At 65.7% G+C, this 20,016-nt stretch carries 20 protein-coding genes and 5 tRNA genes; 20 read left to right on the top strand and 5 right to left on the bottom strand.

Translation table 11 applies throughout. From position 1 onward, the window contains the following. Positions 1–39: 39 nt before the first annotated feature. Positions 40–1,839, bottom strand: a complete 1,800-nt coding sequence (locus BLT40_RS02210) for an aminopeptidase P family protein (RefSeq protein ID WP_090351060.1) — start codon at positions 1,837–1,839, stop codon at positions 40–42. 104 nt (positions 1,840–1,943) lie between these two features. Here BLT40_RS02210 and BLT40_RS02215 point away from each other — a divergent pair, with 104 nt between their 5' ends. The 8 genes from BLT40_RS02215 to truD all read left to right on the top strand — a co-directional run bounded on the left by BLT40_RS02215 (position 1,944) and on the right by truD (position 9,394). After that, positions 1,944–3,635: a CTP synthase gene (locus BLT40_RS02215; protein WP_036111996.1), complete on the top strand. Its 1,692-nt coding sequence runs from the start codon at positions 1,944–1,946 to the stop codon at positions 3,633–3,635. Between the two features lie 97 nt (positions 3,636–3,732). Continuing rightward, positions 3,733–4,116: a hypothetical protein gene (locus BLT40_RS02220; RefSeq protein WP_036111998.1), complete on the top strand. Its 384-nt coding sequence runs from the start codon at positions 3,733–3,735 to the stop codon at positions 4,114–4,116. 10 nt (positions 4,117–4,126) lie between these two features. Beyond that, the gene (eno, locus tag BLT40_RS02225) at positions 4,127–5,425 is read left to right on the top strand and encodes a phosphopyruvate hydratase (RefSeq protein WP_043694793.1); all 1,299 of its coding nucleotides are present in this window, start codon (positions 4,127–4,129) and stop codon (positions 5,423–5,425) included. Between the two features lie 23 nt (positions 5,426–5,448). Further along, a complete protein-coding gene (gene ftsB, locus BLT40_RS02230) occupies positions 5,449–5,778 on the top strand; it encodes a cell division protein FtsB (RefSeq protein WP_036117324.1) in 330 nt (109 codons plus the stop codon). Next, positions 5,778–6,467, top strand: a complete 690-nt coding sequence (gene ispD / locus BLT40_RS02235) for a 2-C-methyl-D-erythritol 4-phosphate cytidylyltransferase (protein WP_090351063.1) — start codon at positions 5,778–5,780, stop codon at positions 6,465–6,467. The genes ftsB and ispD overlap by 1 nt, the downstream gene beginning before the upstream one ends. Beyond that, positions 6,467–6,940, top strand: coding sequence for a 2-C-methyl-D-erythritol 2,4-cyclodiphosphate synthase (gene ispF / locus BLT40_RS02240; protein ID WP_090351066.1), 474 nt, complete (start codon positions 6,467–6,469; stop codon positions 6,938–6,940). Before ispD ends, ispF begins: the two co-directional genes overlap by 1 nt. After that, the gene (gene mgtE / locus BLT40_RS02245; RefSeq protein ID WP_079521084.1) at positions 6,937–8,364 is read left to right on the top strand and encodes a magnesium transporter; all 1,428 of its coding nucleotides are present in this window, start codon (positions 6,937–6,939) and stop codon (positions 8,362–8,364) included. The genes ispF and mgtE overlap by 4 nt, the downstream gene beginning before the upstream one ends. A gap of 10 nt (positions 8,365–8,374) precedes the next feature. Further along, entirely contained in the window at positions 8,375–9,394 is a 1,020-nt protein-coding gene (truD, locus tag BLT40_RS02250; RefSeq protein ID WP_090351069.1) for a tRNA pseudouridine(13) synthase TruD, read from the top strand. A 6-nt stretch (positions 9,395–9,400) separates the two neighbouring features. Here truD and BLT40_RS02255 read toward each other — a convergent pair whose 3' ends face one another. After that, positions 9,401–9,943, bottom strand: a complete 543-nt coding sequence (locus BLT40_RS02255; protein ID WP_090351074.1) for a Smr/MutS family protein — start codon at positions 9,941–9,943, stop codon at positions 9,401–9,403. 116 nt (positions 9,944–10,059) lie between these two features. On the opposite strand from BLT40_RS02255, the gene surE reads away from it, so the two are divergent. The 4 genes from surE to BLT40_RS02275 are packed head-to-tail and all read left to right on the top strand — an operon-like array spanning position 10,060 to position 13,188. After that, a complete protein-coding gene (gene surE, locus BLT40_RS02260; protein WP_090351076.1) occupies positions 10,060–10,842 on the top strand; it encodes a 5'/3'-nucleotidase SurE in 783 nt (260 codons plus the stop codon). Beyond that, positions 10,842–11,525 (top strand): protein-L-isoaspartate(D-aspartate) O-methyltransferase, encoded by a 684-nt coding sequence (locus BLT40_RS02265; protein ID WP_036112029.1) that lies wholly within the window; start codon positions 10,842–10,844, stop codon positions 11,523–11,525. The genes surE and BLT40_RS02265 overlap by 1 nt, the downstream gene beginning before the upstream one ends. A gap of 29 nt (positions 11,526–11,554) precedes the next feature. After that, positions 11,555–12,163, top strand: coding sequence for a YqaA family protein (locus tag BLT40_RS02270; protein WP_036112032.1), 609 nt, complete (start codon positions 11,555–11,557; stop codon positions 12,161–12,163). Between the two features lie 29 nt (positions 12,164–12,192). Continuing rightward, positions 12,193–13,188, top strand: a complete 996-nt coding sequence (locus BLT40_RS02275) for a peptidoglycan DD-metalloendopeptidase family protein (protein WP_090352502.1) — start codon at positions 12,193–12,195, stop codon at positions 13,186–13,188. On the opposite strand, the gene panE is transcribed toward BLT40_RS02275, so the two are convergent. The 3 genes from panE to BLT40_RS02290 are packed head-to-tail and all read right to left on the bottom strand — an operon-like array spanning position 13,181 to position 14,795. Continuing rightward, positions 13,181–14,110, bottom strand: coding sequence for a 2-dehydropantoate 2-reductase (gene panE, locus BLT40_RS02280; RefSeq protein WP_090351078.1), 930 nt, complete (start codon positions 14,108–14,110; stop codon positions 13,181–13,183). The genes BLT40_RS02275 and panE overlap by 8 nt on opposite strands. Positions 14,111–14,115: 5 nt before the next feature. Continuing rightward, positions 14,116–14,493 carry an Mth938-like domain-containing protein gene (locus BLT40_RS02285; protein ID WP_090351081.1) on the bottom strand — a complete coding sequence of 126 codons (378 nt, stop codon included), beginning with the start codon at positions 14,491–14,493 and terminating at the stop codon, positions 14,116–14,118. A gap of 5 nt (positions 14,494–14,498) precedes the next feature. Continuing rightward, on the bottom strand, positions 14,499–14,795 hold the full coding sequence (locus tag BLT40_RS02290) for a YhbY family RNA-binding protein (RefSeq protein WP_036112039.1): 297 nt from the start codon (positions 14,793–14,795) through the stop codon (positions 14,499–14,501). Between the two features lie 84 nt (positions 14,796–14,879). Here BLT40_RS02290 and rlmE point away from each other — a divergent pair, with 84 nt between their 5' ends. The 8 genes from rlmE (at position 14,880) to BLT40_RS02330 (ending at position 19,982) form a co-directional block, all read left to right on the top strand. Continuing rightward, a complete protein-coding gene (rlmE, locus tag BLT40_RS02295; protein ID WP_036112043.1) occupies positions 14,880–15,530 on the top strand; it encodes a 23S rRNA (uridine(2552)-2'-O)-methyltransferase RlmE in 651 nt (216 codons plus the stop codon). After that, complete coding sequence (ftsH, locus tag BLT40_RS02300; protein ID WP_176167763.1) at positions 15,527–17,455, top strand: ATP-dependent zinc metalloprotease FtsH; 1,929 nt, start codon at positions 15,527–15,529, stop codon at positions 17,453–17,455. The genes rlmE and ftsH overlap by 4 nt, the downstream gene beginning before the upstream one ends. Before the next feature lie 185 nt (positions 17,456–17,640). After that, a tRNA-Arg gene (locus tag BLT40_RS02305) sits at positions 17,641–17,717 on the top strand. Positions 17,718–17,862: 145 nt separating this feature from the next. Further along, a tRNA-Pro gene (locus BLT40_RS02310) sits at positions 17,863–17,939 on the top strand. A 24-nt stretch (positions 17,940–17,963) separates the two neighbouring features. After that, positions 17,964–18,040 (top strand) — tRNA-Arg (locus BLT40_RS02315). Between the two features lie 14 nt (positions 18,041–18,054). Continuing rightward, positions 18,055–18,131 (top strand) — tRNA-His (locus BLT40_RS02320). A 28-nt stretch (positions 18,132–18,159) separates the two neighbouring features. Beyond that, positions 18,160–18,235: transfer RNA gene (locus tag BLT40_RS02325), tRNA-Lys, on the top strand. Positions 18,236–18,329: 94 nt separating this feature from the next. Beyond that, positions 18,330–19,982 (top strand): phosphoethanolamine transferase, encoded by a 1,653-nt coding sequence (locus tag BLT40_RS02330; protein WP_090351084.1) that lies wholly within the window; start codon positions 18,330–18,332, stop codon positions 19,980–19,982. The last annotated feature ends 34 nt before the right edge of the window (positions 19,983–20,016 follow it).

A 20,016-nucleotide genomic window follows, 5' to 3' on the forward strand; every position in this document is an offset into this window, starting at 1 on the left:
GAGATCGGCCTTGCGAAAGCACACGCTGTGGGCGATGACTCACAACGGCGCGCAATGCCACTCCAGCCATTCGCGATCCGCCCCGTCCAGCAACGGTGACAGCGCCGCGCGTACGGTGGCGTGATAGTCGTCGAGCCAGGCGCGCTCCGAGGGCTCCAGCAGGCGCGGTTCCAGCCCCCGACGATCGAACGGACAGAGTGTCAGCGTCTCGAAGGCGAAGAATTCGCCGAACTCGGTGCTGTCCGCCTGCGTCACCACCGCCAGGTTTTCGTGGCGGATACCGTAACGGCCGGGCTTGTACAGGCCCGGCTCGATCGAGGTGATCATCCCGGTCTCCAGCGGTACCAGCGCGCCACCGGTCACCGGAGGGCGAATGCCATGCGGGCCCTCGTGCACATTCAGGAAATACCCGACGCCGTGGCCGGTGCCGTGGCCGAAGTCCATGCCGGCCGCCCACAGCGGCGCACGGGCGAGTGCGTCCAGCTGCGGGCCGCTGGCGCCTTTGGGGAAACGGGCGCGGGACAGGCCGATCATGCCCTTGAGCACGAGGGTCGAGTCGCGGCGCTGCTCGTCGGTCACGGGGCCGAGGGCGAGGACGCGGGTGATGTCGGTCGTGCCGCCCAGGTACTGGCCGCCGGAATCGATCAGCAGCAGGCCTTTGGCGGCCAGCGGGCTGAACTGGCCTTCGGTGGCCCGGTAATGGGGCAGGGCGCCGTTGGCCTGATACCCGGCGATGGTCGAGAAGCTCTCGCCGACGAAGCCGGTCTGGGCGCTGCGTGCGTCGCGGACGATCGTGTCGACATCGAGTTCGGTCAGCGGCTCACCGGCGGCGAGACCGGTCTCGATACGGCGGAAGGCCCGGGCCAGCGCGGCACCGTCGCGACGCATGACGTCGCGGATGTGGTCGAGTTCCTCGGGTGTCTTGCGCGCTTTCTGCGCCGTGGACGGCGCGGCGGCATGAACCTGCTTCACCGTCGGGGGCAGACCCTCCAGAACGGAGACGACGACACGGGCCGGATCGATCAGCAGCACGGCCTCGTCGGGCAGGGCGGCCAGCGCGGAGGCGGCCGTGGCGTAATCGGCGACTGAGATGCCATCCGCGGCGAGCGCCGCTTTGACCTCGCCCGGCACCTTGGCCGCATCGACGAACAGGGTGGCCCGATCCTCCGCGATCAGCAGATGCGCCAGGAACACCGGGTTGTAGTCGACGTCCGCACCGCGGAGGTTGGTCAGCCAGGCGATGTCGTCCAGGCTGGACAGAAAGTGATGCGTGGCGCCCGCGCGGCGCATCGCCGTGCGCACATGGCGCAGCTTGTCCGCGCGATCGACCGCGGCAAACGGAGCCAGATGGGCGAACACCGGTGCATCGGGCCTGCCCGGACGATCAGGCCAGGCGGCAGCGGGAAGGTCGAGGTCGGTGCGCAGCGAGGCGCCGGCGGCGGCCAGCCGTTTGCCCAGGCTTTCGGCACCCGAGAGCGACACGCTGTCGCCGGCGACGGCGACGGTATCGCCTTCACCCACCTGCCCGGCCAGCCAGCTGACGTGCTCCGCCGTGTGCGCCACGTTCAGCTTCATGAGGGGCAGGCCGCTGCCCGCGAGCTCGGTTTCCGCCTGCGAGAAATAGCGGGAATCGGTCCACAGCCCGCCGCCGGTCGCCGTCACGATCAGCGTGCCGGACGAGCCGGTGAAGCCGGAAAACCACTCGCGGCCCTGCCAGCGGGGCGGCAGGTACTCGGAAAGGTGCGGATCGGCCGTGGGAACGACGACGGCGGCGATGCCTTCGCGGGCCATGGCGGCGCGAAGGGCCTGGAGACGGGCGGGGATGGAGGTAGCGGTCATTTCACCATGGTAAAACGAAGGCGCCCGTCCGGCACGTTCATCATGCCCCTCGCGAGTAGGGATGCACTCGGGTAAAATACCGATTTCCAGCACTGGCTGCTCGCATGACTCCCCTGATTTTCGTCACCGGCGGTGTGGTGTCTTCCCTCGGGAAGGGCATCGCAGCGGCGTCGCTCGCGTCCATTCTCGAGGCGCGGGGTCTCTCCGTCACCATGATGAAGCTCGATCCGTATATCAACGTGGATCCGGGCACCATGAGTCCCTTCCAGCACGGCGAGGTCTACGTCACCGACGACGGTGCCGAGACCGACCTCGACCTGGGCCATTACGAGCGCTTCGTCCGCACGCGCCTAACCGGCAAGAATTCGATCACCGCCGGCAAGATCTACGAGTCGGTGATCCGCAAGGAGCGCCGCGGCGACTACCTCGGCGCCACCGTGCAGGTCATCCCGCACATCACCGACGAGATCAAGCACTCCATCCACGAAGCGACGCGCGGTTACGACGTGGCGCTCGTGGAGGTCGGCGGCACCGTGGGCGATATCGAATCCCTGCCGTTCCTCGAGGCCATCCGCCAGCTGCGTATCGAGCACGGCGCCGAGAAGTGCATGTTCGTGCATCTCACGCTGGTGCCTTACATCAAGGCCGCGGGCGAGATCAAAACCAAGCCGACCCAGCACTCGGTGAAGGAGCTTCGCTCCATCGGTATCCAGGCCGACGTGCTGCTCTGCCGCTGCGAGGAGCCGCTGCCGGACGCCGAGCGCCACAAGATCGCCCTGTTCACCAACGTGCCGAAGAACGCCGTCATCAGCACGATCGACGTCGACGTCATCTACAAGCTGCCGATGTGGCTGCACGAGCAGGGTCTGGACGAACTGGTCATCAAGCGCCTCGGCCTCGACGCCGGTCCGGCGGACCTCTCCAGCTGGGTGCGCACGGTCGAAGCCGTCGAGCACCCGCGCGACGAGATCAACATCGCCATCGTCGGCAAGTACGTCGAGCACAAGGACGCCTACAAGTCCCTGGCCGAAGCGCTGCGTCACGGCGGCATCAACCAGTCCACGCGGGTCAACCTGCACTGGGTCGATTCCGAGGACGTGGAAGCGCGTGGCGCGCGCACCGTGCTGGGCGACTCGGACGCCATCCTCGTGCCCGGCGGCTTCGGCAAGCGCGGGTTCGAGGGCAAGATCCTGGCCGCGCAGTTCGCCCGCGAAGCCGGCGTGCCGTACTTCGGCATCTGCTACGGGATGCATGCGGCGGTGGTCGAGTTCGCCCGTAATACGGCGGGCCTCACCCAGGCCGACTCCAGCGAGAACGACCGCAACACGCCGGATCCGGTCATCGGCCTGATCACCGAGTGGACCACCGCCACTGGTGAAATCGAGCAGCGCAGCGAGCGCTCCGACCTGGGCGGCACCATGCGCCTGGGCGCGCAGGAGTGCCGCCTCAAGGCCGGTACGCTGGCCCGCGAGCTCTACGGCGAAGACGTGGTGCGCGAGCGCCATCGTCACCGTTACGAGTTCAACAACCGCTATCGCCAGTCGTTCGAAGACCTCGGCCTGGTGATCTCGGGCAAGTCGATGGACGATCTCCTGGTCGAAATCGTCGAGCTTCCGCGCCATGTGCATCCGTGGTTCCTGGGCTGCCAGGCGCACCCGGAATTCACCTCGACGCCGCGCGAAGGCCATCCGCTGTTCATCGGATTCGTCCGCGCCGCCCGCGAGTACAAGGCTGTCCGTGAGGGTGAAAAGCTCGCCGTCCGTTCCGAGGCGCCGGCGGCATCGAGCCACGCCTGATCGTTTCCCTGAAACGGTATGATTGACGGGATGCCGGCGCGAGGTGCGCCGGCGATGCCAACGCTGGGGCCGCAAAGGGTCCGGGGAGACAGGCTGGATGACTGAGGACAACGGGATCCCTACCGCCGGTGAAGGTCGCCAGCGTGCGGCACGTCTGCCGCAGTCGGGTCACGGCATCGCCTCGTTCGTCCTAGCCATCGTCTCCGGTCTCGCCATCGCTTTCGGCATCTCGCTCGCCGCCTCCCTGATGATGGCCGGTAACCCGGAAGAGCACCTCGCGGTGTTCGGCACCATCGGCTTCATCCTCATCGCCTTTCTCGTCCTCGCCCTCGTCGGCGTCGTGCTCGGCTTCATCGCCTTGCGCCGCCAGGACCGCCGCCGCACGTTCGGCGCGATCGGGCTCGGACTCAACGTTTTCATCCTGATCGGTACCGGCGGCCTCATGCTGCTCGGTACTGTCCTGCGTCATTCCAACTCGTAACGGGAACAGCATGAGCACTTCGATCACCAAAATTCACGCCCGCGAAATCCTCGATTCCCGCGGCAACCCGACCCTCGAAGCCGAAGTCACCCTGGCCGACGGTTCGTTCGGCCGCGCGGCCGTGCCCAGCGGCGCCTCCACCGGCACCCGCGAAGCCGTGGAACTGCGTGACGGCGACACGTCCCGTTACGGCGGCAAAGGCGTCACGAAGGCCGTCGCCAACGTCAATGGCGACATCGCCAGGGCGCTGGCCGGCTACGACGCGCTCGACCAGAAAGGTCTCGACGACAAGCTGATCGCACTCGACGGTACCGACAACAAGGGCAAGCTGGGCGCCAACGCGCTGCTCGGCGTTTCCATGGCCGCCGCTCACGCCGCTGCCGCCTCGAAGAAGCAGGCCCTGTGGCAGTACCTGATGGTCGACGGCGGCGGCACGCTGCCGGTGCCGATGATGAACATCATCAACGGTGGCGCCCACGCCGACAACAACGTCGACGTGCAGGAGTTCATGGTCCTGCCGGTCGGCGCGCCCAGCTTCGCCGAAGCGCTGCGTTATGGCGCCGAGATCTTCCACGCGCTGAAGTCGGTGCTGAAGGGTCGCGGGCTGAACACGTCGGTGGGCGACGAGGGTGGCTTCGCGCCGAACCTCAAGTCCAACGTCGAAGCGCTCGACACGATCCTGGAAGCCGTCAACAAGACCGGCTTCAAGGTCGGCAGCGAGATCCTCCTCGGCCTCGACGTCGCCAGCTCGGAGTTCTTCAAGAACGGCAAATACGACCTCGAAGGCGAAGGCAAGGTGTTCACGCCGGAGCAGTGGGTCGACACGCTGGCCTCGTGGTCGAAGCAGTACCCGATCGTCACCATCGAAGACGGCATGGGTGAAGGCGACTGGGAAGGCTGGGCACACCTGACGCGCGCGATCGGCGAGGGCATCCAGCTGGTCGGTGACGACCTGTTCGTGACCAACCCGAAGATCTTCCAGGAAGGCATCGACAAGAAGATCGCCAACGCCATCCTGATCAAGGTCAACCAGATCGGTACGCTGTCCGAGACGCTCGAAGCCATCGCCATGGCCGACCGCGCGAAGTACGCGGCCATCGTCTCGCACCGCTCGGGTGAAACCGAAGACACCACGATCTCCGATATCGCCGTGGCCACCACGGCGACGCAGATCAAGACCGGTTCGCTGTGCCGCACGGATCGCGTGGCCAAGTACAACCAGCTGCTGCGTATCGAGGAAGCTCTCGGCGCATCGGCGAAGTACGCGGGTCGCCATGCGTTCCCGAGCCTGTCCAAGCTGCCGGGCTGAGTCGTCACTTGAGCAATGCGGCAATCCTGCGGTGGATCGGCCTGATCCTCGTCATCATCCTCATCGCGCTGCAGCTGAAGCTGTGGGTCGGCGGTGGGGGGATGGCCGAGGTCGATTCGCTGCGCGCGTCGGTCGCCAAACAGACCGAAGACAATGCCGCCTTGCAGAAGCGCAACCAGGCGCTGGCGGCGGACGTGGAAGACCTCAAGCACGGCGAGCAGGCCACCGAGGCGCGTGCGCGTCAGGAACTGGGTCTGGTCAAGCCGGGCGAAACGTTCTACCAGGTCGTCGAGCCGGGGGCCGCGACCAGCGCGCCGCCGGCTCCGCCGCCCGTCGCGCCCGGCGGCCAGTAATGGACGCGCTTTGGTGTGTGATTCCCGCCGCCGGTAAGGGCGTCCGGGCCGGCGGTGATCGACCCAAGCAATACCAGCCTATCGCCGGCAGGCCGATGCTCGACCGCACCCTCGAACGCCTTGCTGCGCATCCGCGCATCGCTGGCTTCGTGGTGGTCATCGCGGCCGACGATGGGCACTTTTCTTCCGTGGACACGGTGGGCGGCAAGCCGCTGATCGTGGCCACGGGTGGTGGCGAACGCAGCGATTCCGTTCTCGCGGGCCTGCTGGCCCTGCCGCCGTCGGTCGGTGAGGGTGACTTCGTGCTCGTGCATGACGCGGCCCGGCCGTGCGTGCGCGCCGCCGACATCTCCCGCCTGATCGAGCTCGCCTCGACGGGTGAGGGTGGCCTGCTTGCCGCGCCCCTGCGTGACACGCTGAAACGGGCGGATGGGCAGGATCGCAGCGTGGCGACCGAGCCGCGCGACGGTCGCTGGCGTGCGTTCACCCCGCAGATGTTCCGGCGCGGCGCGCTGGCGCGTGCACTTCGCCTTGCCGCCGACGCGGGTATCGTCGTCAGCGATGAGGCGATGGCGATGGAGCGGACCGGTGTTTCGCCGCTGTTGGTCGAAGGTTCGGAAGACAATATCAAGGTAACGACGCCGGCCGACTTCGCCCTGGCGGAGTTCCTGTCAGGGAGAACTCGGTGATGCGTATTGGCCAGGGCTTCGACGTCCACGCGTTTGGCGACGGCGACCATGTGATGCTCGGTGGCGTGCGCGTGCCGCACCGTCAGGGCGTGCTTGCGCATTCCGATGGCGACGTCGTGCTGCATGCGCTCTGCGATGCCTTGCTCGGTGCGCTGGCGCTCGGCGATATCGGCAAGCATTTCCCGCCGTCCGACGAGAAGTGGCGGGGTGCGGACAGCCGTTCGTTCGTTCGTGCCGTGCGCGATCTTCTCGCCGAGCGCGGTTACGAGCTCGGCAACGCCGACATGACCGTGATCTGCGAAGCGCCGAAGGTCGGTCCGCACGCGGAGGCCATGCGGGCGATCATCGCCGAGGATCTCGGTGTCGACATCGACCGCATCAGCATCAAGGCGACGACGACGGAAACCCTCGGTTTCACCGGTCGTCGCGAAGGCATCGCGGCGCTGGCCACCGTGCTGGTGCTGCGCGCATGAGCGAGGCCGAACCGCGCACCTCGACGCCGCGCCTGCACGACAGGCTCGAGGCGATCACCGAGTTGCTGCGGCGCCGGGAAGGCCTGCTCGAGTACGCGGGTGCGGCACCCAACGACGACGAGACCGCGCTCGGCGCGACCGATGCGGAGCTCCAGTCACGCCTGGATGAACTGCATCCGGCGGATCTCGCCGACGTGCTCGAATCGCTGCCGCTGGAAGATCGCCTCGCGGTCTGGCAGCGCGTGCGTTCGGACCGGGACGGCGAGATCCTGCTGGAAGTCTCCGACTCGGTGCGCGAAGCGCTGATCGCGGACATGGACGACAGCGAGATTCTCGCCGCCGTCGAGCCGCTCGACGCGGACGAACTCGCCGACCTCGTCGACGACCTGCCGACCGATGTGCTGCCCGAACTCATGGCCAGCCTCGACGCGCAGGAGCGCGAGCGCGTGCAGGCGGCCATGTCCTTCGAGGACGACCAGGTCGGCGCGTTGATGGACTTCGACATGGTCACCATCCGCGAGGACATCAGCCTCGAGGTGGTGCTGCGCTACCTGCGTCGGTTCGAAGAACTGCCCGCGCAGACGGACAAGCTGTTCGTCGTCAATTCGGAGAACGTGCTTACCGGCGTGCTGCCCTTGCACTGGCTGCTGGTGAACTCGCCGGACAAGATGGTTCACGAGATCATGGCGCCCGACGTCAATACGTTTCGTCCCGAAGACGACGCGTATGACGTCGCCCAGGCGTTCGAGCGCTACGACCTCGTCACGGCGCCGGTCATCGATCATCAGCAGCGCCTGATCGGCCGTATCGCCGTGGACGCGATGCTCGACTTCATCCGCGAGGAAAGCGAGACCGAAGCCCTGTCGCGCGGCGGTCTGCGCGAAGAGGAAGACATCTTCGCCTCGGTATGGAAGTCCGTGCGCAATCGCTGGGCGTGGCTGGCTATCAACCTGATCACGGCCTTCATCGCCTCCCGGGTGATCGGCCTGTTCGAACACTCGATCGAAAAGCTCGTCGCGCTCGCGGCACTGATGCCGATCGTCGCGGGCATCGGCGGCAATTCCGGCAACCAGACCATCACCATGATCGTCCGCGCCATGGCGCTGGAGCAGGTGGGTCCGTCGCAGGCCAAGCGCCTGTGGCGCAAGGAACTCGGCGTCTCGCTGATCAATGGTGTCGTCTGGGGCGGGTGCATCGGCGTGGTCGCGTGGCTGCTCTACGGCAGCGTGTCGCTCGGTCTGGTGATGACCTCGGCCATGACACTCAACCTTCTTCTCGCCGCGTTCATGGGGGTCGGTATTCCGATGCTCATGACCCGACTCGGCCGCGATCCGGCGCTGGGCTCCAGCGTGCTGATCACGGCGGTGACCGACAGCGGCGGCTTTTTCATTTTCCTGGGGCTGGCGACGATTTTCCTGCTCTGAAGGCCCGAACATGACAGACCATAACGAACTTCCCTACGCCTTCGGCGAACCGCCGTTGCGCGGTCGCCTGCGTTCCGCGCCCGAGGATTTCTTCGTCGAGGAAATTCTCGGTTACGAAGCCGACGGAGCCGGCGAGCATGCGTTTCTCCTCGTCGAGAAACGCGGTCAGAATACCGAGTGGGTAGCGCGCGAGCTGGCGAAGTTCGCCGGTATCCAGGCGATGAACGTCGGCTATGCCGGCATGAAGGACCGTCACGCCGTGACGCGCCAGGTGTTCACGGCACATCTGCCGGGCAAGGCCGATCCGGACTGGTCGGCGTTTCCGCATGAGGACGTGACGATCGTCTCGGCCGCGCGTCACTCGCGCAAGATCAAGCGCGGTGCCCTGCGTGGAAACCGCTTTGTCCTTGTGCTGCGCGAAATCGAGGGCGATCGCGCGGCCGCCGATGCGCGTCTGACGGAGATCGCCGCGCGTGGCGTGCCCAATTACTTTGGTGAGCAGCGTTTCGGCCTGGGTGGCAACAACGTCGAGCAGGCGAAGGCGATGTTCGGCGGTCGCCGCGTGGATCGCGACAAACGGTCGATCCTGCTTTCCGCCGCACGCTCGCACATCTATAACGGCGTGCTCGCCGAGCGTGTCCGCACAGGGCAGTGGGACACGCCGATGGGCGGCGAGATCTGGTCCCTCGATGGCTCGCGCTCGTGGTTCGGGCCGGAGCCGTTCAACGAGACGCTGGCCGAGCGGTTGGGACGTTTCGACATCCATCCGTCCGGACCGTTGTGGGGCGATGGTGAGCCGCCGACCACCGAGGCGGTCGGTGAGCTGGAGCGTTCGGTCGCCGCGCGGGATGACGTCCTCGTCAGGGGACTTGCGGGTGCGCGCATGGACCAGGAGCGCCGGGCGCTGCGTCTGATGCCGCGCGACCTGGCGTGGCGCTGGCTGGACGACGGCGCGCTGGAAGTGTCGTTCGGGCTGCCGGGCGGGGCGTATGCGACCACCGTGCTTCGGGAAGTAGCGGTGACCTCGTAACCAGGGTCACCCCTTCAAAAGCACCACCACCGCGCCGGTCCCGCCCTGTGCCGGCCTCGCCGAAGCGAACGCCACCACATCGTCCCGTCGCCGCAGCAGCCGGTCGGTCAGCCCCTTGAGCACGGGCCCCGCCGCCTTCGACCGCAGTCCCTTCCCATGAATGATCCGCACACAGCGGATTCCGTCATGCCGGCACTCGGCCAGAAACTCGGCAATGGTCAGCTGCGCAGCGGCGGCGTTCATCTGGTGCAGGTCCACCTCCGCCTGGATGCTGAATTGCCCGCGCTTCAGTTGCTTCAGCAGTTTCGGTGGATAGCCGTCGCGAAGGTAGGAGAGTTCCTCACCTACCTCCAGGTCCGCCGGGTCGTAATCGAACAGCATCGAATCCGCGGGCACCGCGGCTTCGTCCGCGTCGCGCATGTGCGGATGCGGCGCCGGCCGGGGGCGCTGTGGCACGGGCTCGACGGGCGCCATGGGTCGAACGTCGCCGATCGCCTCGCGAAACAGCTGGCTGTCGTCCTCATTGACCGTGGGCGAGCGTCGCTTCATGTCTCACATCCTAGCGGCCTTTCGTGAATCCCGCTGCCCGGTCCGGTAGACTTGGGCGGTCGGGCGGCTCTTGTTTCAGCTGTGGCCGCCGTACCCGTTTTTCGATCTGGATCAGCATGCAAGTTCTGGTTAGCAACGACGACGGCGTGGAGGCTCCGGGCATCCGGGTCCTCGCCGGGCGTCTGGGCGAGTTCGGCGCGGTGACGGTCGTCGCGCCCGACCGCGATCGCTCCGGGGCGAGCAATTCGCTCACCCTCGATGCGCCGATCCGTGCGCAGCGTCTCGAAAATGGCTTCTACCGTGTCTCCGGCACGCCGACCGATTGCGTGCATCTGGCGCTCTCGGGTCTGCTCGATCATGAGACCGACATCGTCGTCTCGGGCATCAACAACGTCGCCAATCTGGGCGACGACGTCATCTACTCCGGTACCGTCTCCGCGGCGATGGAGGGGCGCTTCCTTGGCTTGCCCGCCATCGCGGTCTCCCTGGTGACGGGCGAGGGCACCGGCCGCCATTTCGATTCGGCCGCGAGCGCCGTGCTCATGCTGATGCAGCGCCTGATCGTCGATCCGCTGCCTGCCGACACCATTCTCAACGTCAACGTCCCCGATCTCCCCTGGGAAGCCATCCGGGGTTTCGAAGTGACCCGCCTCGGCCGTCGCCATCGCGCCGCTCCGGCGATCCGCGGCGAGGATCCGCGTGGTCGCACCCTGTGGTGGATCGGTCCGCCGGGAGAAATCGACGATGCCGGTCCGGGCACCGATTTCGACGCCGTGCGCCGGGGCTTCGTTTCGGTGACGCCGATCCACACCGACCTGACGCGCTTTCAGGCACTGGAGAAAGTGAGCAGCTGGATGCTGTCGCTCTCCTCGGCGATGGACAGCGAGGAGGCGGCCTGATGGTGAACCTGCACGCCCTTCCTCCTTCCGCGCTGCGCGGCGAAGGCATGACCTCGCAACGGGCGCGCGATCGCCTCGTCGCCAGGCTGGTGGAGGAGGGCATTCGCGACGAGCGCGTCCTGGAAGTAATCCGCCAGCTCCCGCGTCATCACTTCATCGATCAGGCGTTGCACTCGCGCGCCTACGAGAACACCGCGCTGCCCATCGGCCACGGCCAGACGATTTCGCAGCCGTGGATCGTCGCGCGCATGACGGAAGCGCTGATCGAGCACGGCGTCCCCGAACGCGTGCTCGAGATCGGCACCGGCTCGGGTTACCAGGCCGCCGTGCTCGCCGGCATCGTGCCGACCGTCTATACCGTCGAGCGGATCGAAGAGCTGCTGCGTCAGGCGCGCCGCCGGTTCCGCCAGCTGGGTATCGAGAACCTCCGCTCGCGCCACGACGACGGCAAGCTGGGCTGGGAGTCCGACGCACCGTTCGACGCCATCATCCTGACCGCCGCGGGCGATCGCGTACCGGCGAAGCTGCTCGATCAGCTCAAGCCGGGCGGGGTACTGGTCGCGCCGGTCGGTAGTCCGAGCCAGCAGCTGCTGCTCCGCCTGCGCAAGGGCGACGACGGTGAGGTCGTGCGCGAAGAACTCGGCGCGGTGAGTTTCGTTCCGCTGCTCGGCGGCATCGGCTGATGCCCTCACACCATAAGGGAAACCGCTGAATGCGGATGTTTTCATCGCTCTACGAGCGCGCCATCGTCTGGGCACGCCATCGTCACGCGGTCCGCTACCTCGCGGGACTTTCGTTCGTCGAGGCCTTCATCTTTCCGGTGATGCCCGAGGTGATGCTCGCGCCGATGATGCTGGCCGAGCCGCGCAAGGCTTTCCGCCTCGCTAACTGGAGCCTGCTGTTTTCGCTGCTGGGTTCGCTGGTCGGCTACATGCTCGGCCACTACGCCTTCGAAGCGCTGAAGCCGCTGCTCGAGTCGATGCACCTCCTGGCGCCCATCATGACGGGCGTGGGCAACCTGCAGAAGGACATGGAGGCACACTCGTTCGGGCTATACATCGTGCTCGCCATGGCCGCGTTGCAGCCCGTGGTGCCGATGAAGTTCGTCACCTGGGCCTCGGGCATCGTCGGCGTGCCCCTGCTGCCTTTTCTGCTGTGCATGCTGATCGGTCGCGGCAAGCGCGTCTGGCTGCTGGCGCTGCTGATCCGCATCTTCGGCGAGCGTGCCGAAAAGATGCTCCGCAAACACATCGAGTGGATAGGTTGGGCTGTTATCGTGGCGGTCGTCCTCCTGGCCGTCTGGTGGTTCCTGTTGCGATGAGTGACCGAGAAAGGAAATCCGCGATGCTCATGACCCGTCCGCTGGCCCTGGCCGTCGTGCTGGGCATGGCTGTGGCTCTTTCCGCCTGCGCGCCGACCCGTACCGTGGTCGTGACCCGCTCACCGGGTGGTTACGGTCCGGCGCACGCCGCCACGTCGCCGTCGCCGCCTCCGGGTGGGAGCTACCGCGTCGTCAAGGGCGATACGCTTTACAGCATCGCATTCCGGAACAAGGTCGATTTCCGCGATCTGGCCGGCTGGAACGGTATCGCTTCGCCGTACACCATCTGGCCGGGGCAGGATCTTCGCCTGTCGCCGCCAGGCCATGAGAATGCACCGGCTCCGTCGCACGCCGCTCCGCCGGTGGTCGTTGCCGTGCCGCCGCCTGCCGGGCATCCGGCGCCGGCTTCACCGCCACCGCCCGTGCAGCCGACCAGGCCCGCCTTCGAGAATGTGACCGCCGCCGAGTCGGCTCCGCCGTCCGTGCCGGCGCCGGCGACGACCACCAATACGCCGGTGGTCGTGGCGGGTAAGCCTGGTGAGTCGCTCGTGCCTCCGGCGCCGACGCCTTCCGCTCCCGCTGCCGCTCCGGCGCCGGTCGAAAACCCGCCGGCGGCCACGCCGATCGTCACCAGCGGCGCGACGCGCAGTGCGGGCGGCATCAACTGGCGCTGGCCTGCCGACGGCATGCTGATCAAGAAATTCGCGTCGGGCGATGCCATCCCCGGCATCGAGGTCGCCGGCAAGTCGGGCGATCCGGTGCGCGCGGCCGCCGACGGTGTCGTGGTGTACAGCGGTAATGGACTGGTCGGTTACGGCGAACTCGTCATCATCAAACACAGCGACAGCTTCCTCTCCGCCTATGGGCACAACCGGAAGCGGTTGGTGAAGGAAGGCGAGAAGGTGAAGGCGGGGCAGTCGGTGGCCGAGATGGGCTCGTCGGGTGCGACGCGCGACGAACTGCAGTTCCAGATCCGGCGGGATGGCAACCCGGTCGATCCGTTGCAGTATCTGCCGGCTAAGTAGGGCGCCTGACCTCGTACGCCTGAAGGTGAGCGAATGCCACCTCCAGCATCGGCGCGGCGATGCCCGCATCCCGCGCCCGCGTCAGCATGTCGCCGACGATGTGATCCGCTTCGACCCGCTGCCCCGACTCCAGGTCGCGCAGCATCGACGCCGTCAGCGGTGAGCCCTCCTGCGTGAGCGTCTTCCAGGCGAACGAGCGTGCGGTGTCGGGCACGGCATGGCCCGAGGCGCGCGCCACCATCAGGCACTCCTCGTACATGCGCTCGATCAGCTGGCGGCCGTCGTTGGTGGCGACGATGTCGCCGATGCTTGCGCGGAACAGGCAGGTCGCGCCGGCGAGCGTCGTCAGGAAGGAGAACTTCGCCCACATGTCGCGGTGGATGTCCGTCGAGTGAGCGTGGTCGACCCCGGCGGCGGTAAAGGCCTGCGCCACGGCATCGCAACGGTTGTCATGCGCCTGGCCGTCACGTTCGCCGAAGGTGACCGAGGCGGCGTTGCCGAAGTGCAGAACCTCGCCGTGCGGACCCTTCGCCGCGCTGATGAAGCAAAGTCCGCCAATGACGGCGTCCGGCCCGAAGCGCCGGTCGAGCGTCGGGTAGTGCGCCAGACCGTTCAGGATCGGAAGGAGGGCGGTCCGGGGACCCACGGCCGGATCGATGGCCTCGATGGCGGAATGCAGGTCGTACGCCTTGCAGGAAAGCAGGACGATATCGAATGCGCCCGCGTTGCCGACCGTTTCGGCGGTGACCGTTGCGACGTTCACCGTCGCGTCGCCGAGCGGGCTGCGAATCACCAGTCCCTGTTCGCCCAGTACGCGCTCGCGCTCGGGGCGGACGAGAAAAGTGACATCGGCGCCGGCCTGTGCGAGCCGACCCCCGAAGTAACCGCCGGTCCCGCCGGCGCCGAGGACCAGGAGTCGCATGAGGTTCAGACCTTGGGAAGGATGAAGGCGGCCAGGACCTTGCGGCCCTCGCCAGCCAGCAGGCTGTAAGTGCGGGCGGCCGATCCGTTGGTCATGGCTTCGACGCCGATACCCTTCTTCAGCAGTCCCGCCATGAAGGCGGCCGGCGGAAACACCTGGCGCTCGCCGGTACCGAGCAGGACGAGTTCGGGGCCGAGGGCGACGAAGGTCTCGACATCGTCGGCGCCGAGCTGGCTCGCGTCGCTCACGGCCCAGTCCTCGACCACCCGTTCTGGCGTCAGCAGGAGGCTCGTACGGAAGTCGCGGTCGACTACGGTGACCGTGTCGGGGCCAACCCGGCGCACGAACAGGTACTCACCCGGGTGTTCGAACGAGAGATCCATGCGGGTTACCGGGGCAGGGCGAGCTTCGGATCCTGTTCGTTACGGCGGAACAGGACGACGATATGGCCGATTTCCTGGACGTTCTCGGCACCGGTCTGGCCCGACAGGAAGGCGATCTGAGCCTGGCGCTCGTCCTTGTCGCCGCCGGAAAGCTTCACTTTCACGAGCTCATGGATATCCAGGGCCTGGGCCAGTTCCTTGGCGACGGCTTCGGTCGCGCCCTTGTTGCCGAGCAGGATGACCGGCCGCAGGTCGTGGGCGAGACTACGGAGATATCGGCGCTGTGTAGGGGAAAGCGACATTGCGTTCAGGTTCGATGTGCGGCGGATAGGCGGCAAAGGGTATCATGCAAGGCCCGCTCCTTATTAAGAATCCGGCAAAAGCCCATGGCACGCAGCAAGACCAGCTCCCGTTGGCTTAAAGAGCACTTCGACGATCCGTACGTCAAGAAGGCTCAGGCCGAGGGGGCGCGTTCGCGCGCCATCTACAAGCTCGAAGAACTGATCGAGCGCGACCGCCTGATCAAGCCCGGCATGACCGTGGTCGATCTCGGCGCCGCCCCGGGCGGCTGGTCGCAGCTGGCCCGCCAGCGCCTGGGCGACACCGGCAAGGTCATCGCCATGGACATCCTGCCGATGGCCAGCCTGGCCGGGGTCGAGTTCATGCAGGGCGATTTCCGTGAGGAATCGGTCCTGCGCGAGCTGGAATCCATGCTTGGCGGCCAGAAGGTCGATCTTGTCCTGTCGGACATGGCCCCCAATATGTCCGGTGTGGCACTGGCGGATCAGATCCGCGCGATGGACCTTTGCGATCTCGCTCGTGAGTTCAGCCTCGAATGGCTGAAGCCGGGCGGGTCGTTTCTCGTGAAGCTGTTCCAGGGCGTGGGATTCGACGAGTACCTCAAGACCTTGCGCGCTGACTTCAGTCGCGTGACGATGCGTAAACCGAAAGCCTCCCGCGCACGTTCGCCGGAGGTGTATGCACTGGCGACCGGACTGAAGTCCGCGACCCGGCAACCAGGCGAGAACCGCGCATGAATGAGATGGCAAAAAATCTGTTGCTCTGGCTGATCATCGCGGTGGTCCTCCTGACCGTGTTCCAGACCTTCAACCCGCACGGCGGATCGTCGCAGGACATGTCCTACACGACCTTCGCCCAGCAGGTCGATAACGGGAACGTCGCCAGCGGCACCATTACGTCGACGGCACCTCCGACCATCACCGGCAAACTGAAAGACGGCGGTTCCTACCGCACCGTCGTGCCGGTGGTCGGCCTGTCGACCAGCGACCTGGTCAAGCAGATGCGCGACAAGGGCGTCGAGCTGCGCCAGGAGCCGGCCGATAACGGCTTCTCCCTTCTGGGGCTGGTCTTCAACTGGCTGCCCATCATCATCTTCGTCGCCGTCCTGATCTGGTTCATGCGACAGATGCAGGCCGGCTCGGGCGGTCGCGGTGCCATGAGCTTCGGGCGCTCCCGCGCCAAGCTTCAGGGCGAGGACCAGGTCAAGGTCAACTTCACCGACGTCGCTGGCTGCGACGAAGCGAAAGAAGAGGTGGGCGAACTGGTCGAGTTCCTCCGCGACCCCGGCAAGTTCCAGAAGCTGGGCGGCAAGATCCCCCGCGGCGTGCTGATGGTGGGTCCGCCCGGTACCGGTAAGACGCTGCTGGCGAAGGCCATCGCGGGCGAAGCCAAGGTGCCGTTCTTCTCGATCTCCGGCTCGGACTTCGTCGAGATGTTCGTCGGTGTCGGCGCGAGCCGCGTGCGCGACATGTTCGAGCAGGCCAAGAAGCACGCTCCCTGCATCATCTTCATCGACGAGATCGACGCCGTCGGTCGCCATCGCGGCGCCGGCATGGGTGGCGGTCACGACGAGCGCGAGCAGACCCTCAACCAGCTGCTGGTCGAGATGGATGGCTTCGAGGGTACGGAAGGCATCATCGTCATCGCCGCCACGAACCGTCCCGACGTCCTCGATCCCGCGCTGCTGCGTCCGGGCCGCTTCGACCGCCAGGTGGTGGTCGGCCTGCCGGACGTGAAGGGGCGTGAGCAGATCCTCAAGGTCCACATGCGCAAGGTGCCGACAGCGGCCGATGTCGAAGCGATGGTCATCGCGCGCGGCACGCCCGGGTTCTCCGGCGCCGACCTGGCCAACCTGGTTAACGAGGCCGCCCTGTTCGCGGCGCGCGAGAATGCGCGCGAAGTCCGCATGAGCCACCTCGATCGTGCGCGCGACAAGATCCTCATGGGCTCCGAGCGCCGCTCGATGGCCATGAACGACGAAGAGAAGAAGCTGACCGCTTACCACGAGGCCGGCCACGCCATCATCGGCCGCCTGGTGCCCGAGCACGATCCGGTCTACAAGGTCACCATCATTCCGCGCGGTCGCGCGCTCGGTGTGACCATGTATCTGCCGGAAGGCGATCGCTACAGCATGAACAAGGTCGCGATCGAATCGCAGCTGTGCTCGCTGTACGGCGGCCGCGTCGCGGAAGAGGTCATCTTCGGCCACGACAAGATCACTACCGGTGCCTCCAACGACATCGAACGCGCCACCAAGATGGCCCGCAACATGGCCACCAAGTGGGGCTTGTCGGACGAACTCGGTCCGGTGATGTACGGCGAGGAGGAGGACGAGGTCTTCATCGGTCGCTCCGTCACGCAGCACAAGAGCGTCTCCAACGAGACCGCGCGCAAGATCGACGAAGTGGTCAGGACGATCCTGGATCGCGCTTACGCGCGCAGCAAGGACCTCCTGACGACGAACATCGACAAGCTGCACCGTATGGCCGAAGCACTGTTGCTCTACGAGACCATCGATGCGCGCCAGATCGACGACATCATGAACGGTCGTGAGCCGGGTCCGCCGGCCGACTGGCAGAAGCCGGGTTCGACCCCGCCGCCGCCGCCGCGCGACACGGGTCCGGCGCCGGACAAAGTCGGTAAACCAGCGACACAGCTGTAAAAGAGAAGGGCGGCCCATGGCCGCCCTTCTTCATTCGGACGGCTATTTGAACTGCGTGTTACCGATTCGAGAAAAAAAGATGCAGAAAAGGGTTGACGCACAGCTCCGATATCTGAATAATTCCGCTTCTCGACACGGCGCCAACGCTTCGCAGCGGAAGTCGCCGGGTTAAAGGTTTAAAGTGTGCGCCCGTAGCTCAGTTGGATAGAGTACCAGGCTACGAACTTGGTGGTCGGGAGTTCGAATCTCTCCGGGCGCACCATCTTTAAGCGGTAAGCCGGCGCGGTACATGCGCGACGGTAGCGGTAGTTGAAAGTGTGGTGTGTTCATACGGATTGACGGGCTTGAGTTAGACCCGTAACATTTGACGGCTTCACCCCGGGTCATCGGGATGCAGCTTAGAAGTTCGGGGTATAGCTCAGTCTGGTAGAGCGCCAGCTTTGGGAGCTGGATGTCGGGGGTTCGAATCCCTCTGCCCCGACCAATTGGCGTTCTACGTACAGTGCCTGCGCCTGTAGCTCAACCGGATAGAGCATCGGCCTTCTAAGCCGACGGTTGCAGGTTCGATTCCTGTCGGGCGCGCCAGATCGTGTTTTATGGTGGGCGTAGCTCAGCTGGTTAGAGTACCGGATTGTGATTCCGGATGTCGTGGGTTCGAGTCCCATCGTCCACCCCACTTTTAGTGTGGTTTGCAAGTTTAAAACGGGCCGTTAGCTCAGTTGGTAGAGCAGTTGACTCTTAATCAATTGGTCGTAAGTTCGAATCTTACACGGCCCACCAATTTGAATCAGGCACTTAGAGAAATCTAGGTGCCTTTTTCTTATGTGCGATATTTCATGTGCTCGCGACTGTCTCGGGCCAGGATGGATACCCGATGATCATTCAAGACCAGTCGTCTCAGCGCCGCGCCCGGCGAGCGCTACCGGCATGGGCGCTCGGCGCCGTGGTCGCCGTGTACATCCTCGCCGTGCTGAATCGTGGCTTGTGGACGGAGCTGCACGCGGCTCTGGCAGCATCGCAGGGCATACAAGGATTCTGGGGTCTCAGCGTGACAGTTTGCTGTCGGCTGGTTGGCAATCTGGTTCTGACGCTCGCCCTGGTCACGTGGCCGCGTATCGGTAAAGCGCTGCTGGCCGTGCTGATCGTTGTCTCCGCCGCGAGCGCCTTCTACGCCGACACCTTCGGCGTGCGCCTCAACCAAGAAATCATCCAGAGCATTTTCGAGACGCAGCGCGCCGAAGCGATGGCGATGATCACGACCGGATCGGTGACATGGATCGCGCTGTTCGGCGTGCTGCCCGCCGTCCTCGTTCTGCTCGTGCCCGTGCGTTTCATGCCTTTCTGGCGAAGCCTCAGCTGGCGTGCCGTCATTGTGCTGGTCGCGGCCGCGCTGATGCTCGTGCCGCCCATGTTGATGGGTCGCACCTACGTCTACTTCGAGCGCAATCACCGCACGATGTACGAGGTCTTCAATCCCTATGCGGCGCTCAGCGGCACGTTTCACTACCTGCAGCGCGATGTGTTCCGTCGCAAGAGGGTGATGGTGCCGATCGGCACCGACGCGACGCTGCCGCCAACGGATGCGTCCGTCGCTCCGCGCAAGCGTGTTGTCGTGCTGGTGGTGGGTGAGACGGCGCGCGCGGAAAATCAGTCGCTGCAGGGTTATGCGCGCGACACCAATCCCGAGATGAAGCGGGCGGGCGCGATCTATTTCAGCGATGCTTGGTCGTGCGGCACGGCGACGACGGTGTCGGTCCCCTGCATGTTCTCGGACATGACGCGCGCGAAGTTCGATAAGCCGGTCGCCAAGTCGCACTGGAATGCGCTGGATGTGCTTCAGCACGCCGGCGTGGACGTGTTCTGGCGTGACAACGATGAAGGCTGCAAGGACGTCTGCGCCCGAGTGCCCAACGATGACCTGACCAATGCCAGGGTCGCGGGTCTGTGCGACGCGGATGGTTGCGTCGACGAAGTGTTGCTGGCGGACCTGCCTGAGCGTCTGGCGAAGATGCGCTCACCCGCGTTGCTGGTGCTGCACATCAAGGGTAGCCACGGGCCGTCTTACTTCCAGCGTTATCCGTCCGCCTTCAATGTCTTCAAACCCGGCTGCGAGACCGCCGAAGTGCAGACGTGCACCTATGCGCAGACCGTGGCCAGCTACGACAACACCATTCTCTACACCGACCATATCCTTGGCCGGGTCGTGGATACGCTGAAGGCCGCGCCCGACATCGACAGCGCGATGATGTACCTGTCCGATCACGGCGAGTCGCTGGGTGAGCACGACATCTATCTCCATGGCGCGGACTGGGATACGGCCCCCACACAGCAGAAGCACATCCCGATGCTGATGTGGTTCTCTCCGGGCTGGGTAAGCGACACGGGCATGCGGCTGGAGTGCCTCAATCAGCGACGCGTGCAGCCGGCCAGTCAGGACAACCTGTTCCATACCTTGCTGGGCTTCTTCGGCACGCGCACGTCGGTGTACAAGCCGGAGCTCGACCTGCTTTCCGGCTGCCGCGGCTGAGTCGGTAGACCTGCGTCCTGCGGGCGCCTAGAAT

The organism is Dyella sp. 333MFSha, assembly GCF_900102405.1.
Taxonomy (GTDB): Bacteria; Pseudomonadota; Gammaproteobacteria; order Xanthomonadales; family Rhodanobacteraceae; genus Luteibacter; species Luteibacter mycovicinus.

Coding starts and splice junctions, on each gene's coding strand:
- BLT40_RS02210 (WP_090351060.1), bottom strand. CDS start 1,839: ATGACCGCTACCTCCATCCCCGCCCGTCTCCAGGCCCTTCGCGCCGCC.
- BLT40_RS02215 (WP_036111996.1), top strand. CDS start 1,944: ATGACTCCCCTGATTTTCGTCACCGGCGGTGTGGTGTCTTCCCTCGGG.
- BLT40_RS02220 (WP_036111998.1), top strand. CDS start 3,733: ATGACTGAGGACAACGGGATCCCTACCGCCGGTGAAGGTCGCCAGCGT.
- eno (WP_043694793.1), top strand. CDS start 4,127: ATGAGCACTTCGATCACCAAAATTCACGCCCGCGAAATCCTCGATTCC.
- ispD (WP_090351063.1), top strand. CDS start 5,778: ATGGACGCGCTTTGGTGTGTGATTCCCGCCGCCGGTAAGGGCGTCCGG.
- ispF (WP_090351066.1), top strand. CDS start 6,467: ATGCGTATTGGCCAGGGCTTCGACGTCCACGCGTTTGGCGACGGCGAC.
- mgtE (WP_079521084.1), top strand. CDS start 6,937: ATGAGCGAGGCCGAACCGCGCACCTCGACGCCGCGCCTGCACGACAGG.
- truD (WP_090351069.1), top strand. CDS start 8,375: ATGACAGACCATAACGAACTTCCCTACGCCTTCGGCGAACCGCCGTTG.
- BLT40_RS02255 (WP_090351074.1), bottom strand. CDS start 9,943: ATGAAGCGACGCTCGCCCACGGTCAATGAGGACGACAGCCAGCTGTTT.
- surE (WP_090351076.1), top strand. CDS start 10,060: ATGCAAGTTCTGGTTAGCAACGACGACGGCGTGGAGGCTCCGGGCATC.
- BLT40_RS02265 (WP_036112029.1), top strand. CDS start 10,842: ATGGTGAACCTGCACGCCCTTCCTCCTTCCGCGCTGCGCGGCGAAGGC.
- BLT40_RS02270 (WP_036112032.1), top strand. CDS start 11,555: ATGCGGATGTTTTCATCGCTCTACGAGCGCGCCATCGTCTGGGCACGC.
- BLT40_RS02275 (WP_090352502.1), top strand. CDS start 12,193: ATGACCCGTCCGCTGGCCCTGGCCGTCGTGCTGGGCATGGCTGTGGCT.
- panE (WP_090351078.1), bottom strand. CDS start 14,110: ATGCGACTCCTGGTCCTCGGCGCCGGCGGGACCGGCGGTTACTTCGGG.
- BLT40_RS02285 (WP_090351081.1), bottom strand. CDS start 14,493: ATGGATCTCTCGTTCGAACACCCGGGTGAGTACCTGTTCGTGCGCCGG.
- BLT40_RS02290 (WP_036112039.1), bottom strand. CDS start 14,795: ATGTCGCTTTCCCCTACACAGCGCCGATATCTCCGTAGTCTCGCCCAC.
- rlmE (WP_036112043.1), top strand. CDS start 14,880: ATGGCACGCAGCAAGACCAGCTCCCGTTGGCTTAAAGAGCACTTCGAC.
- ftsH (WP_176167763.1), top strand. CDS start 15,527: ATGAATGAGATGGCAAAAAATCTGTTGCTCTGGCTGATCATCGCGGTG.
- BLT40_RS02330 (WP_090351084.1), top strand. CDS start 18,330: ATGATCATTCAAGACCAGTCGTCTCAGCGCCGCGCCCGGCGAGCGCTA.